Annotated in this window: 6 protein-coding genes; 4 read left to right on the top strand and 2 right to left on the bottom strand. The window is 37.0% G+C overall.

Annotated features, from left to right (window positions below):
• Positions 1-67: 67 nt before the first annotated feature.
• Together AC4MRQ_RS06660 and AC4MRQ_RS06655 are read right to left on the bottom strand one after the other, a co-directional pair.
• Positions 68-1,624: a sulfatase family protein gene (locus tag AC4MRQ_RS06660; RefSeq protein ID WP_491196879.1), complete on the bottom strand. Its 1,557-nt coding sequence runs from the start codon at positions 1,622-1,624 to the stop codon at positions 68-70.
• A gap of 11 nt (positions 1,625-1,635) precedes the next feature.
• Positions 1,636-2,856, bottom strand: coding sequence for a glycoside hydrolase family 88 protein (locus AC4MRQ_RS06655; protein ID WP_491196878.1), 1,221 nt, complete (start codon positions 2,854-2,856; stop codon positions 1,636-1,638).
• Between the two features lie 289 nt (positions 2,857-3,145).
• Between AC4MRQ_RS06655 and AC4MRQ_RS06650 the strand changes: the two genes are divergently transcribed.
• The 4 genes from AC4MRQ_RS06650 to AC4MRQ_RS06635 all read left to right on the top strand — a co-directional run.
• The gene (locus AC4MRQ_RS06650; protein WP_491196877.1) at positions 3,146-7,213 is read left to right on the top strand and encodes a two-component regulator propeller domain-containing protein; all 4,068 of its coding nucleotides are present in this window, start codon (positions 3,146-3,148) and stop codon (positions 7,211-7,213) included.
• Complete coding sequence (locus AC4MRQ_RS06645; RefSeq protein ID WP_491196876.1) at positions 7,206-7,904, top strand: DUF6250 domain-containing protein; 699 nt, start codon at positions 7,206-7,208, stop codon at positions 7,902-7,904. Before AC4MRQ_RS06650 ends, AC4MRQ_RS06645 begins: the two co-directional genes overlap by 8 nt.
• A gap of 448 nt (positions 7,905-8,352) precedes the next feature.
• On the top strand, positions 8,353-13,242 hold the full coding sequence (locus AC4MRQ_RS06640) for a polysaccharide lyase family 8 super-sandwich domain-containing protein (protein WP_491196875.1): 4,890 nt from the start codon (positions 8,353-8,355) through the stop codon (positions 13,240-13,242).
• A 26-nt stretch (positions 13,243-13,268) separates the two neighbouring features.
• The coding region (locus tag AC4MRQ_RS06635; RefSeq protein WP_491196874.1) for a hypothetical protein at positions 13,269-13,492 on the top strand (224 nt) is incomplete at its 3' end.

Below are 13,492 nucleotides of genomic sequence, written 5' to 3'. Positions count from 1 at the left end.
AATATGCATATCGTTCTTATTAATCGGATAAGTATTAAAGTATGCGCTATACTTCCTAACTTCAGAATTAACGATTTGAAGAGTTCTCGTAACCTATCCAATCACTTAATACTTTCTTACTATACCAAGGATCATCGCTATGCTCTAACCAATAAGCCATTTCTGCCAATAATTCTTTTACAATAGGGTCATTTTTATCAACCAATAAGTTTTGCATTTGGTAAGGATCCTTGTCATCGTCAAAGAATTTGGTAGATTTTAACTGATGTTGCTTGTCAATCACTAATTCAAGTGTATAACGGTGCGTTTTAATGCCTCTTGCAACCGGGAAATAACTTTGTACTAGTCCCTGGTCGTCTTTTATTCCATTTATGTTTCTGATGTATAATGCTGATTTTGGACGGTTGTTTTCAGTTTCTTTCTTTAGCGTATTGGCATAATTAACTCCTTGTACTTCATTGGGTATCTTATTTGCATATCCCATAAAACCAAGCAAAGTAGGCATAATATCAGGTGTGCCAAGTAGTAAATTGTCAGTAAAGCCTTTTTTAAGTTCTGGCCACTTAATTAAAAATGGTACCTCAAAGGCTTCAGTATAAATACTGTTTTTAGGATCCTTAATATTCTGGCTGCACATAGTTTCGCCATGATCGGAAGAAAATACAACGATGGTATTATCGTATTCACCCATATCCTTTAATTGCTGTATAATACGACCGAATTCACGATCTACACCGGTTACATTTGCAAAATAAAATGGAGCTGATTTTGCTTTAGGCATCTCAGGGTTAGCGTTATCACGATGCAATAATTCATCAAGAGGTATGTTTTTGTAATGCTCATAGTCTTCCTCCAAACAATCATCAATCGAATTGTATGGATTATGAGGTGGGTTCATCGATACAAAAATGGCAAATGGTTTAGCTTTATCGCGCTGTCCATTTTCGTTTTTCAAATAGGATATGACCTGATCTGCTTCATGTTTGGGTGACCACTCCTTTGGATCATAGCGGTTACCATCAGTATCGTAATAGTGTGGGTCTTTATGCACATCCCAGGTGCCGTATGAATACCAGTAATCAAACCCATGACGTTTCTCTTTTGGCGAATAAGTATCCCAAGCAGGTCTTCTTGGATCAACATAATTTCCTAGATTAGCCGGATCGTTAGGTGTAGGAAAATCCAGATGCCATTTGCCAAAATAGGCCAGGTTATATCCTTCCTCGCTCAATACATCGCTAATACAAACAGCATCCTCACGAAGTGAACTAATGGGACGATCTGCATTACAATTCAATGAAACGCCTGACTTACCAGGATATAAGCCACTGAATAAACTCCCCCTGTGCGGACTGCATAAAGGGCAGTTGCTGACTGCATTGGTTAATACGGCTGCTTCTTTGGCAAAACTATCTAGTTGAGGTGTTTTAACAGGATCGGCTTTGGTTCTGATAGAGCCTTTAAATTCGGGTGTATCCCAAAAGTTCATAGCCTGCTTGCGCATCTGATCTGGAAAAACATAGACCAGATTAGGTTTTTTAGGTACTTTTTGTTTTGGTGAGCTACAAGCAAAAAAAGCCATTGTAATTACAATGGCTTTAATTATTAATGAGAATTTTAACATGGTTCTTTTAATTAATTCGATTGGGCATAATGTATTGAACTTTTCATATCTAATGCTCTCAAACGTAGTAATGCCTCAATATAATAATAATCAGCATAATTTAATGGTACGTCAATCTCGTTGTTATGCGGTATGCTACCTACACTATGCATCAGGATAAAGTTATGATTTTTACCTTTTTCAGCACGATAATGTTCCGAAGATAAGTTATTAACGATTGCCTTTGCTTCTTCCAGGTAATTTTTGTTTGAATAAATATCTAATTCTACAAATGCTGAAGCCGTGATGGCGGCTGCAGAAGCATCTCTGGGTTCGTTAGGAATTTTAGCTGCATCATAATCCCAGTAAGGAATTTTATCCTTTGGAAGAACAGGGTGATTAATAATATAGTCTGCAATTTTTTCGGCCTGACGCAAGTAATCCGGATTCTTGGTGTAGCGGTAGCAAATCGTATATCCATAAATGCCCCATGCCTGACCACGTGCCCATTCAGACTCATGTGCAAATCCTTGAGCGGTGTGTTTATTGCGTACAGTTCCTGTAATACTATCGTAATCAACAACGTGGTAGGAACTCATATCATCTCTGAAATGATGTTTGAGTGTCGTGTTAGCATGAGAAATTGCAACAGCCTCATATTTTTTATTACCGGTAATTTTACTCAACTCGAATAAAAGCTCCAGGTTCATCATGTTGTCAATGATAACCGGAAATTCCCAACCTCTCTTTGATTGCCAACCTTTATCAACATCCCAGGATTGAATACAACCAACGTTTGGATTATATCTTCCAATAAGAGTATTACCAGCTTCAATTAACACTTGTTTAAAATGCTCATTACCTGTGAGGCGGTAGCCATTTCCGTACGAACAATTAAACACAAAACCTAAATCATGATAGTATGGCATTAAACGATGATTTTCATATTTGTTTTGAAAGTATTCTGCTGCTTTCTGCCATTTTTCGTCCTTGGTATAATCAAATAAATACCAGCATGTGCCTGGGAAGAAACCTTCGGTCCAGTCAAAGCCTTCTCTCGTCCAATGCATCTCGCCCTTTTCGTCAATAGTACGTGGAATTTTATCAGCGTTATACGACTCTTGCAATAACAAGTGGGTTTGCTCCACTGCAAAATCCAACTCCTCATACTTGGAATCTGTATGTTTAGTCTCACAAGCCGTAAAGAATAATACTGCAAATAAAATAGCTAAACTGAATGAATATTTTTTCATTTGATGATATTTAAAATACTTAAACTTCTACTTTTTACGTTATTTCCTAATGACAAATATAGCTATCCTAATTGCTTATAATACATATACTTAAGTATGTGGAAGTGGCTACGATTGTACAGGCATTAGGTTAATGTTTGAAAATCAATCAAAAACGAAGGGTGTTTCATAGCATGCGTGTACGATTTTGTCATCATAATGAACTATTTTGGATTAATATTTTGTGTAGTAATATTCCTTTGTAGTCAGCTTAAGTCGGGAAATGTTAAAGGGATAAAATGAATTCGTAATGAGGTATTGGTTTATAATTTTTTGTTTCTGTATTAGTACTATTTTAGGGCACGCTCAATCTGTTGCATTTGAACATCTGGGTTTGGAAAGTGGCTTGTCCCAGGTTTCAGTCACTTCATTATTGCAGGATGAACATGGGCGTATCTGGATTGGCACTCGTGATGGCTTGAATGTTTTTGACGGAACGCAGACAAAAACTTTTCGACCTAAAAGAGGAGACGCGAATTCCATTCTTGGGCATAATATCCGTCGATTGGAAAGGGACGGACAATATATATGGGCTGCTACCAACCGTGGAGTTTCTCGTTTAAATATCAAAACACTTCAGTTTGAGCAATATGCTTTTAATGGTGTGTTATCAATACTGCCATATGACAATAAGTTGTTAGTTGGAACCAGTCGTGGTTTATTTGAGTTGAATCCTGAATTAAAGGGATTTACCTTAAAAGAAAAGATTCTGGAGAATAACACTTCTGTGCATAGCATGTCGGTAGATAATGCTGGTATATTATGGATTTGTTCTGATGATGGATTATATAGATATGATAAGGATAATGATTTGTCAACTAAAGTATTAGGCGAGAAGGTGACTAAGGTGTATACTGACTCAAAAAAACGTATTTGGGTTGGGACAGCAGATGATGGGTTGATGTTGCTTAATCGTCAGAATAAAATTATACGACATTTCAGACATGATGGTAGTTCTGGCTCGTTGGTCAATAATATTATTCGTGACCTTGTTGAAGATACAAAAGGTAATATTTGGGTCGGAACATTTCTGGGTTTAAGTATTATAAACGGAGAATCCCTTCAAATTAATAATTTCAGGCAGTCGGATAATAACCCAAAGAGTCTGTCACACAACAGCGTTTATTGTTTTTTAAAAGACTATCAGGGAACCATTTGGGTAGGAACCTATTTTGGCGGCGTCAGCTATTATAATCCTGACTATCATATTTATCAGCAGTTTCCCGTTTCAAAAAACAGTAAGTCTGGGGTTAACTATCATGTTATTGGTAAGATACTGGAGGATAATGATAAAAACCTTTGGATAGCTACAGAAGGAGGAGGTTTGGATTATTTTAATCAGAAAACACAAACTTTTGATCATTTTTTACATGAGGAAGGTAGTGACGGATTATCGAGTAATAATATTAAGGCGTTATTGTTGGCGGGTAAAAATCACTTATTAATAGGTACTCATTTAGGAGGTATGAATGTTCTTGATCTGCAATCAAGAAGCTTTACAAGTTACCGCCATAATAAAAATGATTCGACTTCGATTCCTTCTGATATCATCACATCCATAATTTCATTTGAGGATTATTACTTACTGGGAACACATGAGGGAATTATAAAATTTGACTTTAAAAAACGAACTTTTGAGCCATTTATTAAGGATGCCGGTATTGCAAATACAATCGGAGATGTTATATTTTGCATGTTTGAAGATAGTTTTGGGTTGTTGTGGGTTGGTACTGAGCGAAATGGCCTTTGTGTTTATAATCCTAAAACAAAAGAACTAAAGAGGTATACAGATGAAGAAGTAAACAATTCCATTAGCAGTAATTCTATTCATTGCATATTTGAGGATCACCAATTTAGATTGTGGGTTGGAACATTAGGAGGAGGACTTAATCAATATATTCGTAAGCAGGATCGTTTTATAAATTATTCTCAGGAAAAAAATCAGTTGCCAAGTAATTTTATTTACGGTATAGAAGAGTCAAGGTTTGGGTACCTATGGGTGGCAACAAGTAAGGGTTTAGTTCGTTATGATGTTGAAAACGAACATTTTTATACGTATGAGCAGAGTAATGGGTTTCCTTTACATGAACTAAATGAAGGCGCTTTATATTTAAGTAATAAAGGTGAAGTTTTTGTTGGAGGAATTAACGGATTGATTTCGTTTAATGAGGAAGACTTGCTAAAAACAGTAGGCCGCTTTAATCTATTGATTTCATCTTTACAGGTTAATAACAATCAGGTAGTACCAATGGACAAAACGGCTCTGCTTAAGTTTGATATGCCTTTTACAGGTGAAATAAATCTTAACCCGAATCAGGATATCTTTACAATTAACTATTCTGCCTGTAATTATATTACCACGAATCCCACAACGTATGAATATAAGTTAGATGGATTTAATGAAGAATGGGTTAAAGCCGGTAATCAGGCTTCTGTAACTTATACAAACCTGGATGCCGGAACATATACCTTTAAAGTAAGAGTGCGAAGTAGTAATGATAATTCGATTGTTGATGAGAAAAATCTTAAAATCGTTGTTCATCCGCCAATCTATAAAACATGGTATGCTTACTTGGCGTACCTCATCACCGTCGTCTTAGTAATTTTATGGATTAACCAGTTTTACTTGAGTCGTGTGCGTTTAGAGGATAGCTTAAAAGCTGAAAAAAGAGAGAAGGAACAAATGAACGATTTGCACCAGTCAAAACTGCGATTCTTTACAAATATTTCACATGAGTTCAGAACTCCTTTAACCTTGATAACCGGCACATTGGAAACAATATTGGAGGATGCAAAAACTTCAGCGCGTATATATAAAAAACTATTGACTATTAATGGTAATGCCAATCGCTTGAATAGCCTGGTTACTGAACTTCTCGATTTTAGGAAGTTAGAACAAGGATTCTTGAAATTAAAAGTGAGTGAATATAAGGTGGCTGGTTTTCTTGATGAAATATTCCAATCATTTGTAGAGTATTCCCAGTTTCATAAGCTTGAGTATTCATTTAATTCTCCGTCTGATTCTCTGTCACTATGGTTTGATAAAAAACAGATGGAGAAGGTGTTTTATAATATCCTATCGAATGCCTTTAAGGTTGTGGATAACGGGGCTGGAAAGGTTTCGCTTGATGTTGTTGAGCAAACCACTTTTATTGATATTAACATTAAAGACAATGGTCCTGGTATGTCAAAACAGGATCAGGAAAAGATATTTGACCGTTATTATCAGATTGACAAATTTAAAGGCAAAACAAGTGGTCAGGGTACTGGAATTGGTTTGGCCTTGTGTAAAGGTATCATCCAAAAACATCATGGTGAAGTTTTGGTGAATGGAGAAGAAGGCGTTGGAACAGAATTTACTGTCAGATTAAAAAAAGGGAATAAGCATTTTGAAGAAAGTGAGTTGGTTGAAGAGTTGCCTGTAACGGAAGATAAAATTACAGTAATTCCTCATGATTATCAGACTGATATTAAGGAAGAGCCCGTAAGCGATAATGCACCAACCTTATTGATTGTTGAGGATAATAATGAAGCACGTCATATGTTGATTGATATTTTTGCCTCTTCCTATAATATAATTGATGCATCAGATGGTGAACAAGGGCTTAGTCTGGCAATAGAAAAGCAACCTGATCTGATCATCTCGGATGTAATGATGCCTAAGCTATCAGGTACACAATTGTGCGCCAAACTTAAGCGTAATGTACAAACCAGTCACATACCAATTATTCTGTTGACGGCACGAACAGCCATGGAATATAAAATTGAAGGGATTGAAACCGGTGCTGACGACTATGTAACCAAGCCTTTTAATGTGAAGTTGCTCAGAGCCAGGGTGAAAAACTTGTTACAGAACAGGTGGCTGACTCAGCAAAAATTCAAGAGTAATCCATCTGTTGATGTAAAAGAAGTCGTTAATAATGCCATAGATCACAAGCTCTTGGAAAAAGCGCGTGAAGTTGTTGAACAACATATTGATGATACAGATTTTGATGTGAATGATTTTGCTAAAGAAGTTGGGCTTGGGCGAACACGACTGTATTCTAAGATTAAAGGTGTTACAGGACAAACGCCAAATGAGTTTATTTTATCAATCAGACTGAAAAAAGCTGCAGATATGTTAATGGGGCAGCCAGAATTAAATGTATCGGAGATTGCATATGCAGTAGGTTTTAGCACACCTCGTTATTTTAGCAGGTGTTTCAGAGAACATTATGGCATATCACCGTCAAAATATGGAGAGGAATCCGGACAAAAGAGTGAGTCGGAAAATGTGTCTGAGAATGTGAGCTATAATGAGAAAAGTGAAGATGAATAGGAAAATAGAAATTACATTCCTAATTTGTACACTGGGAATATTCTTAGCTTGTAATGGGCCGTCAGAAAGGAAACTGTATGATAGTCAGGTTTTGTTTGATACCAGTTTTTGGGAAGTTGAGCAGCAACCCGGAGGTCAGGTGCTTTTTTCTGATAAGGGAATAGAAGTTCTGGACTCTGGCGGATGTACTTTATGGTTTAAACCGGAGCTTCAAGGGCCTTTGAAGATTCAATATGACATCAATGTTATTGATGCCAATGGCCCATATGATAGAGTGTCGGATATGAATGTTTTTTGGATGGCCTCTGATCCCAAAAACAAAGAAAACTTGTTTTTTAAAGGTCATAACCGAACCGGACAATTTAAGCAATATCATGAGATGGAACTGTACTATGTTGGATGCGGAGGTCATAATAACACGCGTACACGTTTTCGCCGTTACAATGGGATTTTCGAACGCCCATTGTTGGCAGAGCATGATTTAACGTCACCTGATGTTCTATTGACACCCAATCACACTTATACTGTTCAGCTTATTGCTGATAATGGACTGGTTAAGTACATTCGAGATGGAATAACTATCTTTGAGTATAAAGATGATACCCCTCTTAATAAAGGATGGTTTGGCTTTCGGATTTATAAATCGCATCAGATAATAAGCAACTTTCATGTATCTGGTATAGTAAAATAACATGGATGGTTGAGACGCAAATTTTACTTGCGTAAAGTATATAGGTAAAGTGACGAGCATTGAATATTATTAAAATTGCTAATTCAAACGTAATACAACTAAGACTAACCCCGTTTTTATAATAATTGAAATGACCCATGTCAAATAAATAACTTGCCGGTAGATTTTGAAGATACACTTGTGGTTGAATTAATAAATGAAATGGAAATGTGGTCGAAGAATACCAATAATCTCTGACGGACAAACAATAATTTGTCTTCAATGATGGTTTGGAGTTACTTGTAATTTTCTCATTACAAGACCAGTGTATTTTTTCTTACCAATTCTGTACGATTTTAGCTCTGCTTTAGTCCAATTAGAGTTTCTTTTGCAAGTGTTAATTGGTGTAAAAAAAAGGAAAAATTAACAGATAACTTAAAAATGATTTTGCAATAACAATTCAGTAGTTATGAATATTCGCATTATAGTTCTTATTGTAAGTGTTGTATTATTTAGCTTGGCTAGTTTAGTAGGTGCTCAGGAGAAAGCTTACGTAGACTACTTCAAAATTTTTAATGCAAATGAAGGATACGATATTTTGGACATAAAAGGACATGGTTCAACATGGGATTTCCAAAATGATGGAAGAAGATTGGTCTACAACAATTCACTTGGCAATAATGATGGCAATTATGCAGAAGCAGAAGATTGGATTGTATTTGGTCCCTTCGATTTATTAAAGGCAGAAAGTCCTGAGTTCTCAATGTATTGTCAGCAAGAAGGGGAAGCTAATGTACTTTCGGTACATGTTTCTGAAAATTTTCCCGGTGCTCAGCCAGGAGTTACTGTTATGCCAGGTGATTGGGAAGAGGTATTGACAGCAGAAGAAATAAATCTGACACCTTCAACAAACACATGGGTCACTGCTGATTTAAGCTCATACGCAGGTAAACGTAGCGTTTATGTTGGAGTACGATATTATACACCCGTTACTGCTAATGCTTATGGGATGCAGGTGATTGAAGCATCTGTTACCAGGAATGTTAATGAGGCTGTGGAGGAGCTTGCAGATATTAATATTAGTCGCACGGGAGAAAACACCGATCATTACAATTTGTCGCCTAGTTCATCTGATAAATGGTCGTATCGTAGAGGATATACAAGAGCCTCAGAAGTTGAAAACGTATGGCTTATAACCAAAGGTATTGACCTTCGTAATTCTGAAGATGCATTTTTTAGTTTTAGTTCAGCTTTAGGGGGTAAGAATGGGCCTCAGGGAATTCAGATCAAGGTAAGCAGACAAGCCTATACAGAAGGTACTTCAGTAGACGATTATCAATGGGAAGATTATTCAAAAGGCAGATTCGCACATGATGATGGAGGTGGTTTCTTTAACACAGAAAAGTTAGATTTATCAGGCTATTTGGGTAATGAAATATCCATCGCATTTCGAAGTATAAATGGAGGCACTGACTCATATGATATAGAAGAACTTTTGTTTTATCATTTGCCTGATCTAAATGCACCGGAAATAAGCAACCTGAGCATTCAGAGGGTGTTGCATAATAAGTTGTTTTTTGATGTTGTGAGTAACGAAGTATGTGAAGTTGTATTTGGCTTATATAACGATGATAGTTACACCCCTTCATTTGATGACCTGTTAGCAGGAACCGGAGCACTTAAGTATGGTACTTATAACTATGAATCAATCCAGAATACACAAACCTTTGTGGTTAATGACCTGAGTGCAGAAACCGATTATCATCTTTTTGTAGGCCTGGTTGATGCCAGTGGAAACCGCACAGGAGTTCGTAGTGTTGATAGTTTTACAACACCAGTGGAAGATTTGAATCCGCCTGGATTTAATGTGCAGTTTAATGATATTCAAAATCATAGTTTTATAGCTGATATTGAAATGTCTGAGCCAGGTTACTTTTACCTATTGCATAAATTGGCAGATAGTGCAGCTCCGTCCATTGACGATTTGCAGCGGGATGGTAAGTTGTTTGAACAAGATAATACAAATGTTATTAGTGAAGGATTCTATGATCTGGAGCAAAACACCGGATATGCACTTTACATATTGGGAACAGACATGGCTGATAACATGACAGATGTGTTGAAATTCGAGGTGTTAACAGCTAACGAAGATATTATTGCGCCAACTATCACGAGCTTAAATGTTACAAGCACTTCTAATACCGGACTTAATATTGAGGTTGCAGTTGACGAAGGAGCCAATGTTTTTTATACAATTCAACATCCTGATGAAATACCACCATCGTTTGAAGGTGTTATTTCCGGAGAAAGAGGAATTGTAAGCGGATCTTTCGAATACTTGGATGCAGACGCAGTTATGACGTATCAAATTGATGGACTTAGTGTTGGTAAAAACTACCACCTCTATCTGCTTGCTCAGGATGAAGCCGAAAATATAAGCCTTATTAAAAGCGAAGACTTTAATACACAGACTAATGATATAGCAGTTTTAGCTCTTAAAAACAAAGCCAGAATTGATATTCCGCTTGAAACAGAATATGAACTTAACATTGATCAATTTGAAATTAGTAATGTTGATTCACCTGATAACTGGCAACTTGTAGTTGAAACAGGAAGTAATTACTCTGTAACAGCTAATACCATATTACCCCACGATGATTTTAGCGGACGCTTGTTTGTACCAGTGTTAGTTCAAAAAGATCAGGTTAAAAGTAATCAGGTTATTGTCGAATTTATTGTGGAAAGAGAAAGGGTTTCCAATCATTTTAGCGATGTAATAGCCAATATGAGAGGAGCTAACTTAACACCACGAAGCGATATTGGTGCAGCAAGAGCACTGATTGAAATGAAAGAGGATGGTAGCTTTTTTGACAAACCGGGTTATAACTCTGATGAATATGCCGATTACATGACACTTGTACTGGATGGTCGGATCAAGGAAGTAGCGAAATGGTATTTTGACGATAGGTACCGTCGTCGTAAGCGCGTTGAAGCACGCCACAAAATGTATAAGATGATTTCTTTTTGGCTTGACAATAAGCCAAAGGAATGGGAGGAAGATAAAGCTATATATGATTGGGCTAACGATCTGGGTGCAATTATGTTGTCGTTGTATTACGATATGATGGATGATCTGGAAAATGATGAAGAAAAGCAAGAAGAAGTAAAAACGCTTCTTGAGAAAGTTCGTCAGTTTAACTTGTATTGCTGGAATGGTGATGGACAAGATGTTTTCCAAAACCATCAGGGAACTAATCTCTCAGCCCGTCTTTTTGGAACGATGGCATTGGCAGCTGTAACCAATAATATTGATGATGCTTTCATGGTTTATGATGCAGTTGTTGCCGATGCTAAGGTACAAGTTAATAACTCTGAGGTTTATCCTGGCGGTTGGAAACCGGATGGTTCTTTTCACATGAACAACTACAGTGGCGGGCAATGGAACCTTCATAAGTACGGTGTATTATGGGTTGACGACATGTTGGACTATGGAAGAGCAACACGACGTACACCTTGGAAATTGCATCCTGAGCACTATCAGTTGTTGGGCAATTCTTTGCTGGAAGGCATGCAGTGGTTAAACTGGATGGGAGTGGTTCCATATAACCTGACAGGTCAGCAGTCAAGCGACAATAATGTATCTGCCAATGCTGGTCAGATTAGCAGGTTGGTGAACGACGTACGCGAAGAAGCTTTTATTAATAATGTACTTTTAAATCGTAATCAGGAGCTTGTTGATATGTATTCTAATTTGAGTAATGAATATTACTCAATAGATTCAGTTAAGTACTTCTGGAACTCAAACGTGTTAATCAAAAACTCAGCCAGGTACAATGTGTCCATTAATATGCCATCAAGCCGTACAGGTGCTCCTGAAGCTGGTAAAGACTCTATAAACGGGGAATTTAATCATTTATTGGGAGATGGAACTACCTATTTTTTTGGAACAGAACTCGATTATTATGGCCGTGTGTATCATGATTTTAGGCGTCTGCCCGGAACAACGGCCCAGGTAATTGAAGATATGGAACAGTGGCCGGTTAATATCTTAGGAACAGAAGGTAAAAGCAACAATAATTTTTCAGGAGGAGTTTGTAATGGAACCAGTGCAGTGGCTTCGTTTTATTACGACCGTGACGGACTTGGTAATGTTAACGCATATAAGAGTTACTTTGTATTTGATGAAGCTACTGTGGCTTTAGGTAATAGCATTAAAAAGCGGAAAAGTGAACTGGCTTCATCAGTATATACCACGTTAGATCAAGATCTGCTAGCTACTAATGTTATTTATCAGGGAAATGGTGAAGAAATTAATTCTATTTCAGCAAATACAGAGAATAGTGAAGTTGCCGTTGAACTGAACCAAAGAGGATGGGTATATCATAATAATAAGGGATACATCGTTTTCCCTGAGCAAGGAGGGAATAATTTAGAAATTAACGTGAAAAACAGACGTGGTTCCTGGGATATCCTTAATGGATCTTGGAGAATCAAGCAGGAAGATAACGACTATACAATTCCATACGTAAGTTATGCATCTGTTTTAGAACTCGGAATTAATCATGGCAGAGTACCCGATAATGCTTCATATGCCTATATGGTTGTGCCTACCATAAGTGAGTCTGGTTTTGTTGAGTTAGTTGAAAACAATCCAATTGAAATATTATCGAATAGTGATTCAGTGCAGGTTGTCTACCATAAAACTAAACAGCAGTTTGGTATCGTATTTACAAAAGCTTGTAAATGTGAGGTTATGCCTAATCTGTCATTAGAAGCCGATTGCCCGCTTATTATGTTTGCACAATTAACCGATGATGAGGAGTATGATTTTTGGATAGCTGATCCGTTGCAGAACCAACTTTTTACCAATCTGGTATTTACAATGACTCTGAAGTCAGGTGAAACAAAGAAAGTTCAGCGCGTGGTTAAATTCCCCGATGGCATTAATGTCGGGCAGGCAGTGAGAAGTACAACCGGAGATGTATGGATGAACTCTGAACCGATTAAGGATGATGAAGAAAATTCTAACAATACAGAGAATCAGGAAGGTGAAGCAGAGGGAGCTGAGCAAGAAGATACTGATAGTGAAAAAAGCAGTGGAGTAAAGCAATTTAGCGTTTCACCAACAGTTTTGAAATCAGGTTCAGTCATTAATATTTTGTATAACAATGCACCGGCTGGTTCGTGTATGGTGAATATATACTCATTGCAGGGACAGTTAATAAAACAGCAAAAAAGGCTGATCAATAAAGGGGATGGTCAATTTACTATTTCAATGCCCCGAATAGCTAAAGGAGTGTATTTAGTCAAAGTGACGCAAGGAGATGTAGTTGAGTCAGTAAGAATTGTAATGAACTAATTAATATAGCAATTATCATTTTTGTTATGAAAAATATACAAGCAAGAAGGTTTAGGTTGTTTGTTCTGATGGTGTTTTGTGCATTAACTTTTTACAATTGTGAAAAGGAATTTGATAAATATTATTCAGAAGGACCAAACGATATTGGGCCGCCAATAATTGAACGACTAGATGAAATACCTGAATTTTCGAAGTTTCATGATTTAGTAGTGAAGGTTCAAATGGAAGAATTCTTCCGAAAAGGACCTGT

This window comes from Carboxylicivirga sp., assembly GCF_982718395.1.
The sequence above is the reverse complement of the archived record's forward strand: the minus strand, read 5'-3'. Positions and strand labels throughout refer to the sequence as shown.

Coding starts and splice junctions, on each gene's coding strand:
- AC4MRQ_RS06660 (WP_491196879.1), bottom strand. CDS start 1,624: ATGTTAAAATTCTCATTAATAATTAAAGCCATTGTAATTACAATGGCT.
- AC4MRQ_RS06655 (WP_491196878.1), bottom strand. CDS start 2,856: ATGAAAAAATATTCATTCAGTTTAGCTATTTTATTTGCAGTATTATTC.
- AC4MRQ_RS06650 (WP_491196877.1), top strand. CDS start 3,146: ATGAGGTATTGGTTTATAATTTTTTGTTTCTGTATTAGTACTATTTTA.
- AC4MRQ_RS06645 (WP_491196876.1), top strand. CDS start 7,206: ATGAATAGGAAAATAGAAATTACATTCCTAATTTGTACACTGGGAATA.
- AC4MRQ_RS06640 (WP_491196875.1), top strand. CDS start 8,353: ATGAATATTCGCATTATAGTTCTTATTGTAAGTGTTGTATTATTTAGC.